Source organism: Pseudonocardia nematodicida, from assembly GCF_040105385.1.
Classification (GTDB): Bacteria; Actinomycetota; Actinomycetes; order Mycobacteriales; family Pseudonocardiaceae; genus Pseudonocardia; species Pseudonocardia nematodicida.
This window is the reverse complement of the sequence record NZ_JBEDNQ010000006.1, coordinates 141,174-158,010: the sequence shown is the minus strand read 5'-3', so window position 1 is coordinate 158,010 and position 16,837 is coordinate 141,174. Positions and strand designations below refer to the sequence as shown.

Annotated in this window: 18 protein-coding genes; 12 read left to right on the top strand and 6 right to left on the bottom strand. The window is 71.8% G+C overall.

Annotation, left to right across the window (positions count from 1 at the left end; genetic code table 11):
• Window positions 1-130: 130 nt before the first annotated feature.
• Genes WIS52_RS16080 through WIS52_RS16065 form a run of 4 tightly spaced genes read left to right on the top strand, consistent with a single transcriptional unit; the run spans window position 131 to window position 3,175 of the window.
• Entirely contained in the window at window positions 131-1,057 is a 927-nt protein-coding gene (locus WIS52_RS16080) for a Rossmann-like and DUF2520 domain-containing protein (protein WP_349299282.1), read from the top strand.
• The gene (gene panC / locus WIS52_RS16075) at window positions 1,054-1,929 is read left to right on the top strand and encodes a pantoate--beta-alanine ligase (protein ID WP_349299065.1); all 876 of its coding nucleotides are present in this window, start codon (window positions 1,054-1,056) and stop codon (window positions 1,927-1,929) included. Before WIS52_RS16080 ends, panC begins: the two co-directional genes overlap by 4 nt.
• A gap of 9 nt (window positions 1,930-1,938) precedes the next feature.
• Complete coding sequence (gene panD / locus WIS52_RS16070; RefSeq protein ID WP_349299064.1) at window positions 1,939-2,349, top strand: aspartate 1-decarboxylase; 411 nt, start codon at window positions 1,939-1,941, stop codon at window positions 2,347-2,349.
• A gap of 16 nt (window positions 2,350-2,365) precedes the next feature.
• The gene (locus WIS52_RS16065; RefSeq protein WP_349299063.1) at window positions 2,366-3,175 is read left to right on the top strand and encodes a type III pantothenate kinase; all 810 of its coding nucleotides are present in this window, start codon (window positions 2,366-2,368) and stop codon (window positions 3,173-3,175) included.
• Window positions 3,176-3,334: 159 nt separating this feature from the next.
• Here the strand turns inward: WIS52_RS16065 and WIS52_RS16060 are convergent, their stop codons facing one another.
• Window positions 3,335-4,078, bottom strand: coding sequence for a class I SAM-dependent methyltransferase (locus tag WIS52_RS16060; RefSeq protein WP_349299062.1), 744 nt, complete (start codon window positions 4,076-4,078; stop codon window positions 3,335-3,337).
• Window positions 4,079-4,143: 65 nt separating this feature from the next.
• On the opposite strand from WIS52_RS16060, the gene WIS52_RS16055 reads away from it, so the two are divergent.
• The 4 genes from WIS52_RS16055 (at window position 4,144) to WIS52_RS16040 (ending at window position 6,928) form a co-directional block, all read left to right on the top strand.
• The gene (locus WIS52_RS16055) at window positions 4,144-4,368 is read left to right on the top strand and encodes an AbrB/MazE/SpoVT family DNA-binding domain-containing protein (RefSeq protein ID WP_349299061.1); all 225 of its coding nucleotides are present in this window, start codon (window positions 4,144-4,146) and stop codon (window positions 4,366-4,368) included.
• Window positions 4,365-4,778, top strand: a complete 414-nt coding sequence (locus WIS52_RS16050) for a type II toxin-antitoxin system VapC family toxin (protein ID WP_349299060.1) — start codon at window positions 4,365-4,367, stop codon at window positions 4,776-4,778. The genes WIS52_RS16055 and WIS52_RS16050 overlap by 4 nt, the downstream gene beginning before the upstream one ends.
• 94 nt (window positions 4,779-4,872) lie before the next feature.
• Complete coding sequence (lysS, locus tag WIS52_RS16045) at window positions 4,873-6,330, top strand: lysine--tRNA ligase (protein WP_349299281.1); 1,458 nt, start codon at window positions 4,873-4,875, stop codon at window positions 6,328-6,330.
• Window positions 6,331-6,583: 253 nt separating this feature from the next.
• Window positions 6,584-6,928 carry a histone-like nucleoid-structuring protein Lsr2 gene (locus WIS52_RS16040; RefSeq protein ID WP_349299059.1) on the top strand — a complete coding sequence of 115 codons (345 nt, stop codon included), beginning with the start codon at window positions 6,584-6,586 and terminating at the stop codon, window positions 6,926-6,928.
• A gap of 293 nt (window positions 6,929-7,221) precedes the next feature.
• On the opposite strand, the gene WIS52_RS16035 is transcribed toward WIS52_RS16040, so the two are convergent.
• Window positions 7,222-7,473, bottom strand: coding sequence for a hypothetical protein (locus tag WIS52_RS16035; protein WP_349299058.1), 252 nt, complete (start codon window positions 7,471-7,473; stop codon window positions 7,222-7,224).
• 405 nt (window positions 7,474-7,878) lie between these two features.
• On the opposite strand from WIS52_RS16035, the gene WIS52_RS16030 reads away from it, so the two are divergent.
• The gene (locus WIS52_RS16030) at window positions 7,879-10,422 is read left to right on the top strand and encodes an ATP-dependent Clp protease ATP-binding subunit (RefSeq protein ID WP_349299057.1); all 2,544 of its coding nucleotides are present in this window, start codon (window positions 7,879-7,881) and stop codon (window positions 10,420-10,422) included.
• A gap of 145 nt (window positions 10,423-10,567) precedes the next feature.
• On the opposite strand, the gene WIS52_RS16025 is transcribed toward WIS52_RS16030, so the two are convergent.
• Both WIS52_RS16025 and WIS52_RS16020 read right to left on the bottom strand, forming a co-directional pair.
• Window positions 10,568-11,284 (bottom strand): hypothetical protein, encoded by a 717-nt coding sequence (locus WIS52_RS16025; protein WP_349299056.1) that lies wholly within the window; start codon window positions 11,282-11,284, stop codon window positions 10,568-10,570.
• Between the two features lie 31 nt (window positions 11,285-11,315).
• Complete coding sequence (locus tag WIS52_RS16020) at window positions 11,316-12,728, bottom strand: GAF domain-containing protein (RefSeq protein ID WP_349299055.1); 1,413 nt, start codon at window positions 12,726-12,728, stop codon at window positions 11,316-11,318.
• A gap of 201 nt (window positions 12,729-12,929) precedes the next feature.
• Here WIS52_RS16020 and adh point away from each other — a divergent pair, with 201 nt between their 5' ends.
• The 3 genes from adh to WIS52_RS16005 all read left to right on the top strand — a co-directional run bounded on the left by adh (window position 12,930) and on the right by WIS52_RS16005 (window position 15,544).
• Window positions 12,930-14,453, top strand: coding sequence for an aldehyde dehydrogenase (adh, locus tag WIS52_RS16015; protein ID WP_349299054.1), 1,524 nt, complete (start codon window positions 12,930-12,932; stop codon window positions 14,451-14,453).
• A complete protein-coding gene (locus WIS52_RS16010) occupies window positions 14,453-14,884 on the top strand; it encodes a DUF779 domain-containing protein (RefSeq protein WP_349299053.1) in 432 nt (143 codons plus the stop codon). The genes adh and WIS52_RS16010 overlap by 1 nt, the downstream gene beginning before the upstream one ends.
• Window positions 14,885-14,950: 66 nt before the next feature.
• Window positions 14,951-15,544, top strand: a complete 594-nt coding sequence (locus WIS52_RS16005) for a cysteine hydrolase family protein (protein ID WP_349299052.1) — start codon at window positions 14,951-14,953, stop codon at window positions 15,542-15,544.
• 145 nt (window positions 15,545-15,689) lie between these two features.
• Here WIS52_RS16005 and WIS52_RS16000 read toward each other — a convergent pair whose 3' ends face one another.
• Window positions 15,690-16,439: an SIR2 family NAD-dependent protein deacylase gene (locus WIS52_RS16000; protein WP_349299280.1), complete on the bottom strand. Its 750-nt coding sequence runs from the start codon at window positions 16,437-16,439 to the stop codon at window positions 15,690-15,692.
• A gap of 74 nt (window positions 16,440-16,513) precedes the next feature.
• Window positions 16,514-16,828 (bottom strand): antibiotic biosynthesis monooxygenase family protein, encoded by a 315-nt coding sequence (locus tag WIS52_RS15995; protein WP_349299051.1) that lies wholly within the window; start codon window positions 16,826-16,828, stop codon window positions 16,514-16,516.
• Between the last annotated feature and the right edge of the window lie 9 nt (window positions 16,829-16,837).

Below are 16,837 nucleotides of genomic sequence, written 5' to 3'. Positions count from 1 at the left end.
GGGCCCGTGGCGGGCGGCGGCGCGTCTACCCTCGCGGTCGCACGCCCGGCCACCGCAGGCCGGGCGCACCGCGGATTGCCCGACCGGTACCGACACGGACCGGAGCGGGAGGAAACGGACTACTGACGTGATCGATGCCGGTCGCCCCGCGCGGCTCGCCGTCGGCGTGATCTCCGCCGGACGAGTGGGTTCGGTGCTCGGAGCCGCGCTGGGGCGCGCGGGCCACCACGTCGTCGCCGCCTCCGGGGTCTCCCCGGCCTCGGTGAAGCGGGCCGCGACGTTGCTCCCCGACGTACCCCTGCTCCCTCCGGACGAGGTCTGCAGCCGCTCCGACCTGGTGCTGCTCGCCGTCCCCGACGACGTCCTGCCCGGCCTGGTCCGTGGCCTCGCCGCCGCCGGCTGCTTCCGGCCCGGCCAGATCGCGGTGCACACCGCGGGCTCGCACGGCGTCGGTGTGCTCGACCCGGCCGCCGGCCAGGGCGTCCTGCCCCTGGCGCTGCACCCGGTGATGACCTTCACCGGCCGGTCCGAGGACCTGCAGCGGCTCGCCGCGTGCAGCATCGGCGTCACCGCCCCCGGCTCGCCGGCCGACGACGACCCCGGCGCCGACCCGCGCGACGCGGTCGGCTGGAGTGTGGCCGAGGCACTCGTGCTCGAGACCGGCGGCGAGCCCGTACGGATCCCGGAGGCCGTCCGCCCGCTCTACCACGCGGCGCTCGCGCACGGCGCCAACCACCTCATGACCCTGGTCGGGGACTGCGTCCAGCTCCTGGAGTCGGCCGGCGTCCGGTCCGCGGACCGGCTCGTCGCACCCCTGCTGTCCGCGGCGCTGGACAACGCGCTGCGGCACGGTGACCGGGCGCTGACGGGGCCGGTCGTCCGCGGCGACGCCGGCACCGTCCGCACCCACCTGGAGCGCATCACCGAGGCCGACCCGGACCTGGCCACCGCCTACCGGGCGCTCGCCGCGCGCACCGCCCGGCGGGCCGCCGCGGCCGGGCTGCTGGACCACGCCGCGCTGCTCGACGTCGAGAAGACCCTGGAGGACGACCGGTGACCGCATCGACCCGCAACGGTTACGTGCCCGGCCGGCTGACCGTGCACAACGACCCGGCGAAGTTGGGAGGAGTCACCCGCGCGCTGCGCGGAACCGGCCGGAAGATCGTCCTGATCCCGACGATGGGCGCCCTGCACGACGGGCACCGCGAGCTGATCCGGCACGCGCGCCGCATCCCGGGCGCCGTCGTCCCGGTCGTGTCGATCTTCGTCAACCCGCTGCAGTTCGGCGCCGGCGAGGACCTGGAGCGCTACCCGCGCCCGCTGAAGGCCGATGTGGACGCCTGCCGGGAGGAGGGCGTCGAGCTGGTCCTCGTCCCGCGGGCCGAGGACATGTACCCGCCGGGATCCGACACCCGGGTGGTGGCCGGGCCGCTCGGCGACGAGCTGGAGGGCGCGTCCCGCAAGGGCCACTTCGACGGCGTGCTGACCGTGGTGTCGAAGCTGTTCCACATCGTCGGACCGGACGTCGCGATGTTCGGGGAGAAGGACTACCAGCAGCTCACGCTGGTCCGGCGGATGGTGCGCGACCTGTACTTCCCGCTCGACGTCGTCGGCGTCCCGACCGTCCGTGAGGACGACGGCCTCGCGCTGTCCTCGCGCAACGCCTTCCTCGACGCCGGGCAGCGCCGCCGTGCGGCCGTCCTGCACCGGGCGCTGGCCGCCGGGGCCTCGATGTCGGTCCGGGGTCCCGACGCCGTGCTCGCGGCGGCTCGCGCCGAGCTCGCCGGGGAGCCCGAGGTCGACGTCGACTACCTGGCGGTGCGCGGCGTCGACCTCGGTCCGCCGCCGGACTCCGGTGCCGCGCGGCTGCTGATCGCCGCCCGGTTCGGCGCCACCCGCCTGATCGACAACACCCCGATCACCCTCTAGGAGCGCACCGTGTTCCGCACGATGATGAAGTCCAAGATCCACCGGGCGACCGTGACGCAGGCCGACCTGCACTACGTCGGCTCGGTGACGATCGACGCCGACCTCATGGCAGCCGCCGACCTGCTCGAGGGCGAGCAGGTGACGATCGTCGACATCACCAACGGCGCCCGGCTGGAGACCTACGCGATCACCGGCGATCCCGGCTCGGGGGTCATCGGGATCAACGGTGCCGCCGCGCACCTCGTGCACCCCGGCGACCTGGTCATCCTGATCTCCTACGGTTCCTACGACGCGGCCGAGCTGCGCGACTACAGCCCGCGGGTGGTGTTCGTCGACGCCGACAACCGGATCGCCGAGCTCGGCGCCGACCCGGGACACGCCCCGGAGGGCTCGGGGCTGCTCAGCAGCGCCGCCCGGTAGATCTCCGAGGAGAAGAGTGCTGCTCTGCATCGACGTCGGGAACGCGTCGGTCTCGCTGGGCCTCTACCCCGAGCCGGAACCGGGAGCCGATCCGGCGTCGCTGGATCCCGTCCCGCTGCGGCGCTGGCGGCTGCGGACCGACACCGGCGCCACCGCCGACGAGCTCGACCTGACGATCACCGGGATGCTCGGTGCGCACGTCGCCGACCTCACCGCGGTCGCCGCGCTGTCCACCGTCCCGGGCCCGTCCCGCGAGCTGCGCACCCTGCTGGCGCGCTGGTCGGACCGGATGCGCACGCTCGTCGTCGGGCCGGGGGTCCGCACCGGTGTCCCGCTGCTGGTGGACCACCCGCGCGAGGTCGGCGCCGACCGGATCGTCAACGCGATCGCGGCGCACCACCTGTTCGGCACCACCTGCGTGTCCGTCGACCTCGGCACCTGCACGAACATCGACGTGGTGTCGGCGAGGGGGGAGTTCCTCGGCGGGGCCTTCGCCCCGGGGATCGACATCGCGATGCAGGCCCTCGCCGAGCGGGCGTCGTCGCTGCGGCCGGTCGACCTGCTCGAGCCGCGCTCGGTGATCGGGCGGACGACGGTGGAGGCGGTGCAGGCCGGCGTGCTCTACGGCGCCGCCGGACAGGTCGACGGGCTGGTCCGGCGGATCGTGGCCGAGCTCGGGCCGGACGCGGGGCCGGTGACCGTCGTCGTCACCGGGGGGCTGGCCGGGCTGGTGAAGGACCGGGCCGAGACCGTCACCGACCACGTGCCCGACCTCACCCTGCACGGGCTGCGGCTGACCCACCTGCGCCACCACCGAGCCCGCTGAGCGGAGCGTGCGGAGCGAACATCGGCACTGAGCGAAGCGTGCGGAGCGAACATCGGTACTGAGCGGAGCGTGCGGAGCGAACATCGGTACTGAGCGGAGCGTGCGGAGCGAACATCGGCACTGAGCGGAGCGCGCGGAGAGATCGTCGGCGCTGGACGGTCACACCCGATGCGTCCGCCAGACGATGGTGCGCATCGGGAGCACGAGCGTGCCGGTGGTGTCCGCGTGGGCGGCCAGGAGGTCGCGCATCCCGTCCAGGACGGCCTCCCGGTGCGCCGGGTCGCTGGTCAGTGCCCACGAGTGCGTCCGCAGGTTGTGCACGTAACCCTCGACGGTCGTCTCCCACGACCACGCCACCCGGCGCTCCTGCGCGTCGGAGAACCACGGCGGGCCGGGCATCTCGGGGCCCTCGCCGCCACCCGCCGGGTTGTCCGCCGGACGGGGCGCGCCGGTGCGCAGCTCCTCCATGGCGGCGATCCAGTCGACGTCGCCGTCCACGCCGTTCCACAGCCCCGCGAGCAGGCCGCCCGGCCGGAGCACCCGCGCGATCTCCGGGGTCGCCCGGTCGATGTCGAACCAGTGCAGGGCCTGCCCGACCAGCACCGCGTCGACCGCGCCGTCCGGCAGCGGGATCTGCTCCGCTGAACCGCGGCGGGTGTCGACGCCCGGGAGCCGGTCGGTCAGCACCGCGAGCATCCCCGCGTCCGGCTCGACGGCGACGACGTCGCGCCCCCGGTCGAGCAGTGACCGGGTCAGCTTCCCGGTCCCGGCGCCGAGGTCGAGCACCCGCGGGCCCGTGCCGTCCAAAGCGAGGTCGACGGCCTCGTCCGGGTAGCCGGGCCGGTGCGCGTCGTACGCGGCGGCGACGGGGCCGAAGCTGCGCGCCCGGACAGGATCGACCATGCGGCTCACGGTAGTCCGGTCGTCACTGGGAAAACGCTGGTAGCGTTTTCCCTGTGGAAGCGACGGTGGACAGCGTAGGGCGCATCGTCGTGCCGAAACAGCTCAGGGATGCGCTCGGGCTGGTTCCCGGTTCGACGGTGGACGTGTCGGCGTACGGGGCCGGCCTGCAGCTCGTCCCTGTCGGGAGGACCGCACGGCTGGTCGAGGAGGACGGAGTCCTGGTCGCCGACGGCGACACCCCGATCGACGACGACGTCGTGTTCGGTCTGATCGACGCCGGTCGCCGGTGACGGTGCCGGCCCTCGACACGAGCGTCGCGGTGCCGCTGCTGGTCCGGGCACACGCAGCGCACGGCGCCGTGGTCCGCTGGTGGGACGGTCGGCCTGTCGTGCTGGCCGGTCACGCCCTCGCGGAGACCTACTCGGTACTCACCCGCCTGCCCGGTGATAGCCGGCTCGACCCGGGCGACGCAGCCCGGCTGATCGCCGAGCGGTTCGGCTCACCTCTGATTCTTCCGGACGCGGTCGCCGCGGATCTTCCCACGATTCTCGCTCGTGCGGGAATCGCCGGCGGAGCCGTGTACGACGCACTCGTCGGGCTGTGCGCGGCTGCGCACGACGTCGTCCTCGCGACTCGGGACGCGCGGGCCCGCGGCACGTACGACGCCGTCGGGGCCCGTTCCGTCGTAGTCGGGGGGTGACAGCCGCGAGGCCACCGCCTCGCGGATAGCCTGACCGGCCGTGAACACTCCCGGCGGCACTCCCACCGACTCCGAGGCAGACCTCCCCGAGCAGATGCGCGTCCGCCGGGCCAAGCGGGAGGAACTGCTGGCCGCCGGCGGCGAGGCCTATCCGGTCGAGGTGCCGCGCACGCACACCTTGCGCCAGGTCCGTGACTCCCACCCGGACCTGCCCGCGGACACCGCCACCGGCGACGAGGTCGCCGTCGTCGGGCGGGTGATCTTCCTGCGGAACACCGGCAAGCTCTGCTTCGCCACCCTGCGCGAGGGCGACGGCACCGAGCTGCAGGCCATGCTGTCGCTGGACCGCGTCGGTGCCGACGAGCTGGCCCGCTGGAAGGCCGTCGTCGACCTGGGGGACCACGTGCTCGTCCGCGGTGAGGTCATCACCTCCCGGCGCGGCGAACTCTCGGTGCAGGCCACCGAGTGGTCGATGGCGTCGAAGGCGGTCCGCCCGCTGCCCACCGCGCACAAGGAACTCTCCGAGGAGAACCGGGTCCGGCAGCGCTATGTCGACCTGATCCTGCGCCCGCAGGCGCGGGAGACCGTGCGTTCCCGCTCCACGGTGCTGCGCACCGTCCGCGAAGTACTGACGGACGCCGATTTCATCGAGGTCGAGACGCCGATGCTGCAGTTGCTGCACGGTGGGGCGACCGCCCGCCCGTTCGTCACGCACGCGAACGCACTCGACTCCGATCTGTACCTGCGTATCGCTCCCGAGCTGTTCCTGAAGCGGTGCGTGGTCGGTGGTATCGAGAAGGTCTTCGAGCTGAACCGGGTCTTCCGCAACGAGGGCATCGACTCCACGCATTCGCCCGAGTTCGCGATGCTGGAGGCCTACCAGGCGTACGCGACCTACGACGACATGGCCGTGCTGACCCGCGAGCTGATCCAGTCCTCGGCGCGGGCACTGTTCGGTTCCACTGTGGTGCGTCACCACGACGGTACCGAGCACGATCTCGGTGGGGAGTGGCGTTCGATCACGCTCTACGACGCGGTCTCCGACGCGGTCGGTCGCGATGTGACCCCGGACACCGAACTGAAGGATCTGCAGGAGATCGCGGCCGCACACGACGTCGACGTCACCGAATACCCGACCGCCGCGCAGATCGTGTTGGAGCTGTTCGAGAAGCTCGTCGAGCACACGTTGTCCGAACCGACCTTCGTGCGCGACTTCCCGGTCGAGGTGCGGCCGTTGACCCGGGCGCACCGGGACGACCCGCGACTGTCGGAGTCCTGGGACCTGATCGTGTTCGGTGTGGAGCTGGCGACCGCGTACTCGGAGCTGGTCGACCCCGTGGAACAGCGGGAACGCCTGCACGCGCAGTCGCTGCGGGCCGCCGCGGGTGATCCCGAGGCCATGCAGCTCGACGAGGACTTCCTGCGGGCCATGGAGTACGGGATGCCGCCGACCGGCGGGATGGGGATGGGCGTCGACCGGCTGTTGATGACCCTGACCGGACTCGGCATCCGCGAGACGATCCTGTTCCCGCTCGTCCGTGGGGAATCCTGAACCGGTCGTACCCGGCGAACGCAGCATCCTCACCGAAGACCACGGCCCGAACGAGTGGCTTTCGACTCGATTGCCCATTGATTGAGGGGCCCGGTCGACGGGACGGTCATTTCTCGTATAGCCTTCCATTCGAGCCGGTACCGCTGCCTCGCGTGGCCTCACCATTGCGTCCAGGTATTGCTGATTTGCGAGCCTGTACCAGTCGGGCCGGTTCACCCGTATACCTGCACGGTCATTCAGGGAGGCTGCGACGATGGCGCAGATCAAGGAGGTCCGGCTCGTCGACGACCTGACCGGCGACGCGGCGGACGAAACGATCGAGTTCGGTCTCGACGGACGGAACTACGAGATCGATCTGACGAACGACAACGCGAAGAAGTTGCGTGACGTTCTCACCGACTACGTGGCCGCCGCCCGGCGTGCCGCCGGTCCGGCCCGGCGTCGCGGCGCGTCGTCGAACTCGGCCGCCCGTCGCCCGTCGGTGGACCGCGAGCAGAACCAGGCCATCCGGGAATGGGCCCGCAAGCGGGGGATGAAGGTCTCCGACCGCGGCCGGATCCCGGCCGAGGTCCTCGAGGCCTACCACCAGGAGAACTGAGGCCCGGCGGTCGAGGGCCGAAGCAGCGGCGCCGAGGCCCGGCGGTCGAGGGCCGAAGCAACAGCACTGAATAGGGTCTGCCTCACCGGATGTGTCCGGGGGAGGGGTACCGGCGGTCCGCCCCTTCCCCGTGTCCGGAGGCAGCGGGTCCGGCCGGATTCCGGCAGACCCCGTACACCGACCGCTACGTCGAGCTCATCCTCCTCCCGCTGCCGGGCGTCGAGTACCCCGAGCCGTGGATCTGGCCCCGCGACCCGCGCCTGCACCGTCCGCTCGCTCGATCACTCGCTCGATCACGAGGCGGGCGAGACGATCGTCGACGTCGTCCACCACGGCGACGCCGGTCCCCCGGCCGTGGGCGGCCGCGGCCCGGTCCGGTGACCGCCCTCCGGCTGCTCGGTCCCGGCGGGACCGACGAGCCCGGCGCCGGTGCCGACCGGCACCCGCTCGTCGGCGCCGAGGCGGCCGTCCCCGCGAACTGCGCGGCACCCGAACGCCTGCCCGCCGGTCGCCCCGCTGTCGCGGTGCGCGAGCTGCGCCGGCACCTGCTGCGCGAGTGCGCTGTCGCCCGGGACGACGTCCGGTGTCGGCTTTCCGGCGCCGCGGGCGGCCCGAGGAGGGTTGTCGCGAGTTCGAGGCCGCGGAGCGCGCCCGCGAAGGGGCCGGGCAGGCCATCGCCGCATGACCAGGCGGCGGCGATGCGACCGGGAACACATCGAATGTAGCCCGCGTTACGCCCGGAACATCCCACGGTGCCCGTCAGGTGGAGGCGCCGGGCCCCGTCGGACCGATACAGTGGTATGAGGTCTCCCCCGTGGGGGTGGCCTGGCGCGGTATCACGCGAGGGCACGGTGCTTTACGAAGGGCGCAGTGCCGGACCCGGTGCGCCGGGGCCGGACTACAGGTGCTGGTCGCGCCGTACGTGAGGCGCAGCAGGCAAGGAGTGCGAATTGTTCGAGAGGTTCACCGACCGAGCACGGCGTGTTGTCGTCCTGGCCCAGGAAGAGGCCCGGATGCTCAACCACAACTACATCGGGACCGAGCACATCCTCCTTGGCCTGATCCACGAGGGCGAGGGCGTTGCCGCCAAGGCCCTCGAGTCGCTCGGTATCGCTCTGGAGGGCGTCCGGCAGCAGGTCGAGGAGATCATCGGTCAGGGCCAGCAGGCCCCGTCCGGGCACATCCCCTTCACCCCCCGGGCGAAGAAGGTGCTGGAGCTGTCGCTGCGCGAGGCGCTGCAGCTCGGGCACAACTACATCGGCACCGAGCACATCCTGCTCGGGCTCATCCGTGAGGGCGAGGGCGTCGCGGCCCAGGTTCTGGTCAAGCTCGGCGCCGACCTGAACCGCGTCCGCCAGCAGGTCCTGCAGCTGCTGTCCGGCTACCAGGGCAAGGAGCCGCAGGAGAGCGGTACCGGTGGCCGTGGCGAGGGCACCCCGTCGTCGTCGCTGGTGCTGGACCAGTTCGGTCGCAACCTCACCCAGCAGGCCCGTGAGGGCAAGCTGGACCCGGTCATCGGCCGGGAGAAGGAGATCGAGCGGATCATGCAGGTCCTCTCCCGGAGGACCAAGAACAACCCGGTGCTGATCGGCGAGGCCGGCGTCGGCAAGACCGCCGCCGTCGAGGGCCTGGGGCAGGCGATCGTCAAGGGCGAGGTCCCGGAGACGCTGAAGGACAAGCAGCTCTACACCCTCGACCTGGGTTCGCTGGTCGCCGGTTCCCGGTACCGCGGTGACTTCGAGGAGCGCCTCAAGAAGGTGCTCAAGGAGATCCGCACCCGCGGCGACATCATCCTGTTCATCGACGAGATCCACACCCTGGTGGGGGCGGGTGCCGCCGAGGGCGCGATCGACGCCGCGTCGATCCTCAAGCCGATGCTGGCCCGCGGCGAGCTGCAGACCATCGGTGCCACCACGCTCGACGAGTACCGCAAGTACGTCGAGAAGGACCCGGCCCTGGAGCGCCGCTTCCAGCCGATCCAGGTGTCCGAGCCGTCGGTCGCGCACACCGTCGAGATCCTCAAGGGCCTGCGCGACCGGTACGAGGCGCACCACCGCGTCACGATCACCGACGACGCGCTGTCCTCGGCCGCGACGCTGGCCGACCGCTACATCAACGACCGGTTCCTGCCGGACAAGGCGATCGACCTGATCGACGAGGCCGGCGCCCGGATGCGCATCCGCCGGATGACCGCTCCGCCGGACCTGCGGGAGTTCGACGAGAAGATCGCGAACGTCCGCCGGGACAAGGAGTCGGCGATCGACGCGCAGGACTTCGAGCGGGCCGCGCACCTGCGCGACCAGGAGAAGACCCTGCTCGGCGAGAAGGGTGAGCGCGAGAAGCAGTGGAAGTCGGGCGACCTCGACGTGGTCGCCGAGGTCGACGCGGAGCAGATCGCCGAGGTCCTGGGCAACTGGACCGGCATCCCGGTCTTCAAGCTGACCGAGGAGGAGACGACCCGGCTGCTCAAGATGGAGGACGAGGTCCACAAGCGGATCATCGGCCAGGAGGACGCGGTCAAGTCGGTCTCCCAGGCGATCCGCCGTACCCGCGCCGGCCTGAAGGACCCGAAGCGCCCGTCCGGGTCGTTCATCTTCGCCGGCCCGTCCGGTGTCGGTAAGACCGAGCTGTCCAAGGCGCTGGCGAACTTCCTGTTCGGCGAGGACGACGCGCTCATCCAGATCGACATGGGCGAGTTCCACGACCGCTACACCGCCTCGCGGCTGTTCGGTGCCCCTCCCGGGTACGTCGGCTACGAGGAGGGCGGCCAGCTCACCGAGAAGGTGCGGCGCAAGCCGTTCTCGGTGGTGCTGTTCGACGAGATCGAGAAGGCGCACCAGGAGATCTACAACACGCTCCTGCAGGTGCTCGAGGACGGCCGTCTCACCGACGGTCAGGGCCGCGTGGTCGACTTCAAGAACACGGTCCTGATCTTCACCTCGAACCTGGGTACCCAGGACATCTCGAAGGCCGTGGGTCTGGGCTTCTCCTCGGGTAACGACGAGGCGTCGAACTACGAGCGGATGAAGACCAAGGTCAACGACGAGCTGAAGAAGCACTTCCGCCCGGAGTTCCTGAACCGTATCGACGACATCATCGTCTTCCACCAGCTCAACGAGCAGCAGATCATCGAGATGGTCGATCTGATGATCGGGCGGGTGGAGCAGCAGCTGGCCAACAAGGACATGGCCATCGAGCTCACCGACCGGGCCAAGAAGCTCCTGGCGCGTCGCGGGTTCGACCCGGTCCTCGGCGCCCGGCCGCTGCGCCGGACGATCCAGCGCGAGATCGAGGACCAGCTCTCGGAGAAGATCCTCTTCGGCGAGATCGAGGCCGGTCAGATCGTGCTGGTCGACGTCGACGGGCTCGACACCGAGGCGGAAGAGGGCTCCAAGGCCTACGACGACAAGGCGCACTTCACCTTCCGGGGTGAGCTCAAGCCGTCGGAGCCGGTGCCGGACACCCCGCCGACCGCGATGGCCGGCGACGAGTGAGATAGCCGCAGGCAGACCGAAGGGCCCGCCCCGGAGTGATCCGGAGCGGGCCCTTCGTCGTGTCCGGGAACGGGTTCTGCCGCGACCCGTCACCCGCCGCCGGGCGACTCCGCGTGTCGGGCCGGTTGTCCGGTGCCGGTGAGGGTCAGCGGGCCAGTTGCCCCAGCACCGCCGTCGCGACACCGAACCGCAACGCGGTCTCGGCGTCCTGCGGGTGTGCCCGCACGGTCGCGGCGAGCGCGTCCGCGGCGACGCCGTGCAGCAGGGCTCGGGCCCCGTGGTGCCGGGCGTACAGCGCCATCAGCGGGAGCAGCATGGTCGGGTCGAGGAGCTCCAGGTCGTCCCGGCGGCGGACCCGGGTGACGGCGACGTACCAGCGCAGCAGGTCCAGCAGGAAGTAGGCCGCCGAGGTCGGCACCAGCAGGGCCGGTCGCGGGTCGTCGAGCAGCACGCACAGTGCCGTGATCCCGACCGGCAGACCGATCCCGATCAGCAGTCCCACCGCGATGCCGGGTAGCAGCTGCTCACGCACCCGGCCGTCGAACATCCGGCGCAGTCGCAGGATCCCGGTATGCCCGCCGAGGATGCGGACGGTCCCCGCCCGGTCGACGGCGAAGGTCCCGGTCTCGCTGCCGCGGACCCGGAAGAACGCGTAGCGCGCCAGCAGGTAGACCGGCAGGCCGCCGAGCAGGAACCACACCCCCGTCGGTACGACGGTGACGACCATCCAGGCCAGCCCGACCGGCAGGAGCGTGCAGCTCGCGATCACGACGAACCGGTCGAACCGCCCGCCCCGGCCGCTGACCGCCGAGGTGGACCGGGGCAGCGCGTCGCCGGCGACCTGGGCGGCGGTGCGGCTCACGTCCGCGAGCCTAGTGCCCCGCCGATCGAGGTCACCCGAGGTCGTGCCGGCGCCCGTCCGACGGCGGGAGCAGCGCCCGCAGCCGGGCGCGCAGCTCGTCGTCGGCCTCGCCGGACCGGACCAGCGACCAGAGCGCGTCCGGGTCGCCGGAGCGCAGCACGGCCGACCGGGCGGCGACGACGAGGTGCTCGCGTTCCGCCCGGACCGCCGGGGACTCCGACACCGGCAGCAGCGGTCCCCGGGCGGCCTCGGCGGCGGCGTCGCGCACCCGCCCGTCGCGCAGGGCCTCGCGCAGCCGGAGGAAGTCGGCATCCACCCGCGCCGCGATCCGGTACGGCTGGGTGCGCACGGTGTCCTCGCCGACCTGCCGGCGCAGCCGGTGCATCTCGGCGCGGACGGTGATCGGGCGCCCGTGGTCGCCGTAGAGTGCGACCGCCAGTTGCTCGGCCGTCATCCCCTCCGGGTGCAGCGCGAGCAGGGCCAGCACCTCGGCGTGGCGCTGACCGAGCCGGAGGGCGCGTCCGTCGCGGCGGGCCGTCGGCGTCCGGACGCCGAGGAACGGCAGGGTCAGCTCGGGGATCGGGGGTCCCTCCGGCTCCGGCAGCCGCAGCAGCCAGCCCTCGCCGAGCGGTTCGATCTGGCCCTCGACGCCGCCGTCGAGCAGCACGCGGTCGCCCCGTTCGGGCAGCTCCACGCGGGCGGGGAACCGCTCGGCCGGGTTCGCGGCGAGCACCCGGCCGCGCGGGGAGAGCAACGCACCGGGTGTCCGGCCGAGCCCGGTGAGATGCGGCAGGTTCGTCGCGCGCAGCCGCTCGTCCCGCGCGGCGGTGTGTTCGGCCAGCCGGCTCTCCGCGAGCCGGGCCGCCGCGGTGACCAGCGACAGCGTCATCGGGTGGAAGGAGTCCTCGGGCCCGGTGACGTCGACGGTGCCGATCTGCCGCCCGGTCTCCGGGTCGTGCACGGGCGCGGCGGCGCAGGTCCACGGGTGGTAGGCGCTCACCAGGTGCTCGGCGGAGTGGATGCGCACCGGGCGGTCGTCGGACAGTGCCGTGCCCATCGCGTTGGTCCCGACCGAGTCCTCGCTCCAGCGGGTGCCCTCGACCAGCTCGACGCGCTCGGCGCGGCGCAGCACGTCCCGGGCGCCCTCGCGCCAGAGGATGTGCCCGCGCTCGTCGGTCACGATCATCATGTGCCGGGACTGCTCGGCCGCGGTCACCAGCGTGTCGCGCAGCACCGGCAGCGCACCGGCGAGCGGGTGCCCGGAGCGCAGCGCGGTGACCTCGGCGTGGTCGTAGGTGTGCCCGGGACGCGCGCGCTCCGGGTCGACGGCGGCGGCCAGCGACCGCGCCCACGAGTCCCGGACCTCGGGGCGCACACCGGCATCCGGGCCGCCGGTCAGCACCGACTCCCGGGCCCGGTCCAGCGCGCCGCGCCGCTCCGTCACGACACCCTCCCGACCTGACCTTGAGGTGAGCTCAGCCTTGCCTGAATCGGATCCGCGTGCTCGGTCCTGACCTAGGGGTCAGGTTCCGCATCTGCGTGCAACTCCGGTGCAACCCCCAGCTTCCTAGTGTCGGGCGTCACGCGCAACGCGCAGGACGTGCGTGTGCCAGCACGACATAGTTCAACGCCGAAAGGACCAACGATGGCCAAGTACGCGGCACCGGGTCAGCCGGACAGCGTCGTCTCCTTCAAGCCCCGCTACGACCACTTCATCGGGGGCGAGTACGTCGCGCCGGCCAAGGGGCAGTACTTCGAGAACCCGACGCCGATCACGGGCGAGACCTTCACCGAGGTGGCCCGCGGCACCGCGGACGACGTGGAGAAGGCCCTCGACGCGGCGCACGCCGCGGCCCCGAAGTGGGGCAAGACGTCGGTCAACGAGCGGGCGAACATCCTCAACAAGATGGCCGACCGCATCGAGGCCAACCTCGAGTCGATCGCCATCGCCGAGTCCTGGGAGAACGGCAAGGCCTGCCGCGAGACCCTCGCGGCCGACATCCCGCTGGCCGTCGACCACCTGCGCTACTTCGCGGGAGCGATCCGGGCGCAGGAGGGCAACCTCTCCCAGATCGACGACGACACCGTCGCCTACCACTTCCAGGAGCCGCTGGGCGTCGTCGGGCAGATCATCCCGTGGAACTTCCCGATCCTGATGGCGATCTGGAAGCTGGCCCCGGCGATCGCCGCCGGCAACGCGGTGGTCCTCAAGCCGGCCGAGCAGACCCCGGCCTCGATCCACGTGCTGCTCGAGCTGGTCGCCGACCTGCTCCCGCCGGGCGTGGTGAACGTCGTCAACGGGTTCGGCGTGGAGGCCGGCAAGCCGCTGGCGTCCAACAAGCGGATCTCGAAGATCGCCTTCACCGGTGAGACCACCACCGGCCGGCTGATCATGCAGTACGCCTCGGAGAACCTGATCCCGGTCACCCTGGAGCTGGGCGGCAAGAGCCCGAACATCTTCTTCGACGACGTCGCCGCGCAGCAGGACGCGTTCTACGACAAGGCGCTCGAGGGCTTCGCGATGTTCGCCCTCAACCAGGGCGAGGTCTGCACCTGCCCGTCCCGCGCGCTCATCCAGGGCGGCATCTACAACGACTTCCTGGAGCAGGCGGTCAAGCGGACCGAGCAGATCAAGCAGGGCCACCCGCTCGACACCGACACGATGATCGGTGCGCAGGCCTCGAACGACCAGTTCGAGAAGATCCTGTCCTACATCGACATCGGCCGGCAGGAGGGCGCCAAGGTCCTCACCGGTGGCGAGAAGGCGGACCTGGGCGGCGAGCTCTCCGGCGGCTACTACATCAAGCCGACGATCTTCGAGGGCAACAACGCCATGCGGATCTTCCAGGAGGAGATCTTCGGCCCGGTCGTGTCGGTCGCGCGGTTCAGTGACTACGACGACGCCATGAAGATCGCCAACGACACGCTCTACGGCCTCGGTGCCGGCGTGTGGAGCCGCGACGCGAACACCGCCTACCGCGCGGGCCGGGAGATCCAGGCCGGCCGGGTGTGGGTGAACAACTACCACGCCTACCCGGCGCACGCGGCCTTCGGCGGCTACAAGCAGTCCGGCATCGGGCGCGAGAACCACAAGATGATGCTCGACCACTACCAGCAGACGAAGAACGTCCTGCAGAGCTACTCGCCGAACGCGCTGGGCTTCTTCTGATGTCCGCGGGCGACAGCGCCGCCCCTGCGGAGCCGGTCCCGGAGGTTCCGGGATCGGGGACGGAGCGGGTGGCGCTGACGCCGGCAGCCGCCGATCTGCTGGTCAGGCTCACCGACCTGCACGGCCCGCTGATGTTCCACCAGTCCGGCGGGTGCTGCGACGGCAGCGCCCCGATGTGCTATCCGGACGGTGAGTTCAAGACCGGCAACTCGGACGTCCACCTGGGCGACCTGCAGGTCGAGGGGCTGGAGAAGCCGATCGGCTTCTGGATGTCGGCGTCGCAGTTCGAGTACTGGAAGCACACCCACCTCACCGTCGACGTGGTGAAGGGACGGGGCAGCGGGTTCTCGGTCGAGGCGCCGGAGGGCGTCCGGTTCCTGATCCGCTCCCGGCTGTTCACCGACGACGAGTGGCGGGCGATGCAGAACTGACCCGCCCGCGGGCCCGGGGCACACGTCCCGGGCCCGTGCTGCGTTCCGTCGCACAGGAGGACATCGATGTCCGCTCCGCACACCCTGCGCGGGCTGATGGGCCTGCCGGCCGAGCCGGCCCCGCTCGCACGCTCCGCGCTGATCATGATCGACCTGCAGAACACCTACACCGAGGGCGTCATGCGCCTGGAGAACGTCGAGCCCGCCCTGGAGGAGGCGGCGACGCTGCTCGACCGGGCCCGTTCGGCCGGTGCGAGAGTGATCCACATCCGGCACGACGCCGGCGAGGGCAGCCCGTACGACGTGAACGCCCCGATCGGCGCGATCCACGCCTCGGTCGCGCCGCGGGACGGCGAGCCCGTCGTCACCAAGAACTTCCCCAGCGCGTTCGTCCACACCGGACTGGCGGACCTGCTGGAAGGTACCCAGGACCTGGTGCTCGCCGGGTTCATGACGCACATGTGCGTCAACTCGACGGCGCGCAGCGGTTTCTCGGGCGGCTACGTGCCGACCGTCGTCGCGGCCGCCACGGCGACCCGCGCCCTTCCGGGCATCGACGGCACAGCGGTACCGGCCGCCGAGGTGCACGCCGCCGCACTGGCGGGCCTGTCCGACCTGCCCGCCATCGTCGTCCCGGACCACAAGTCCGTCCCGGACTGACCTCTGCGCGCGCCCTCGCTCCTGCCCGCGCCTCTCACTCCAATCCCGACTCATGACGCTTTAGTTCGGTATCACCGGACTAAAGCGTCATGAGTCGGGCGGGGGATGGGGTGTGTGAGCAGCGTGAGGCTGTTGTGGCAGCCTCTCAGGGACGAGTCAGGGCCTCGTCGATCGCGGCCAGGGTCGCCGCGGCGCGGCCGGCGATCCCGACGCCGCGGCCGTGCCGGACCTCCGGCTCCCGGACGTTGATCCGGACCAGGGCTCCGGTGGCGGCCGAGGCCAGCTCGGAGCGCCGGCGCACGGTCGGCAACGCCGTACCCGCCCCCAGCTCGACGACCGCGAGCCCGTCCCGGCGCTCCCGCAGCCAGTCGGAGTGCCGCGCCAGGGCGGGGGCGGCGTGCGTGTCGTCCCAGCCGGCGTCGCCGAACATCAGGATCGCCGGACGGGCGAGCGCGCCGCAGCCCGGGCAGGCCGGGAGATCGCCGACGGCCCGCATCGACTCCTCGTCGACGGTCACCCCGACGCCGTCGGCCGGCCACACCCCGTGCCCGCAGAGCCGTACGCACTGCATGTGGTGGATCGAGCCGTGCACCTCGGCGACGTCGCCCGGGGCGAACCCGGCCCGCTGGAACTGGCCGTCCACGTTGGACGTGAACACGGTCGTCGGGAGGCGTTCGGCCCAGCGCCGGAGCACCGCGAACCCGGCGTGTGGCACCGTGCGCCGGTAGAGGTTCAGCCGGTGCCCGTAGAAGCCCCAGGCCAGTGCGGGGTCGTCGGCGAAGTGCTCCGGGTCGGCCAGCTCCTCGAACCGCAGCCCGAGCCGGGCGTAGGGCGGGTAGGCCCGCCAGAAGCCCTCGGTGCCGCGGAAGTCGGGCAGGCCGGAGTCCACGCCCATCCCGGCGCCGGCGGTCACCAGCAGCGCCTCCGCGCCGCGGACCAGGTCCGCCGCCCGGCGGATGTCCGGGTCGATCAGGAGTCCGCGGCGATCTTCTCGAGGTCGACGACCTCGAACTCCAGCACCGCCGAGCCGGTCCCGACCGGCCGGGACCGCTCGCCGGCGTGCGCCGCCGCACCGTCGCCGGCCATCCAGTTCCGGAAGTCGTCGTCGGTCTCCCAGTGGGTGACCACGAAGTAGCGGGTCTCCCCGGCGACGGGGCGCAGCAGCTCGAAGCCGAGGAACCCGGCGGCGTGGTCGACCGCGCCCATCCGGTGCGCGAACCGCTTCTCCAGCTCGGCGCCCTTTCCCTCGGGCACCTCGATGGCGTTGATCTTCACGACAGCCATGGCCCCCAC

Bases quoted from the DNA above. Each gene is read 5' to 3' on its own strand.
- WIS52_RS16060 (WP_349299062.1), bottom strand. From the start codon at position 4,078: ATGGTCGATCCTGTCCGGGCGCGCAGCTTCGGCCCCGTCGCCGCCGCG.
- lysS (WP_349299281.1), top strand. From the start codon at position 4,873: ATGCGCGTCCGCCGGGCCAAGCGGGAGGAACTGCTGGCCGCCGGCGGC.
- WIS52_RS16040 (WP_349299059.1), top strand. From the start codon at position 6,584: ATGGCGCAGATCAAGGAGGTCCGGCTCGTCGACGACCTGACCGGCGAC.
- adh (WP_349299054.1), top strand. From the start codon at position 12,930: ATGGCCAAGTACGCGGCACCGGGTCAGCCGGACAGCGTCGTCTCCTTC.
- WIS52_RS16010 (WP_349299053.1), top strand. From the start codon at position 14,453: ATGTCCGCGGGCGACAGCGCCGCCCCTGCGGAGCCGGTCCCGGAGGTT.
- WIS52_RS16005 (WP_349299052.1), top strand. From the start codon at position 14,951: ATGTCCGCTCCGCACACCCTGCGCGGGCTGATGGGCCTGCCGGCCGAG.
- WIS52_RS16000 (WP_349299280.1), bottom strand. From the start codon at position 16,439: ATGGGCGTGGACTCCGGCCTGCCCGACTTCCGCGGCACCGAGGGCTTC.
- WIS52_RS15995 (WP_349299051.1), bottom strand. From the start codon at position 16,828: ATGGCTGTCGTGAAGATCAACGCCATCGAGGTGCCCGAGGGAAAGGGC.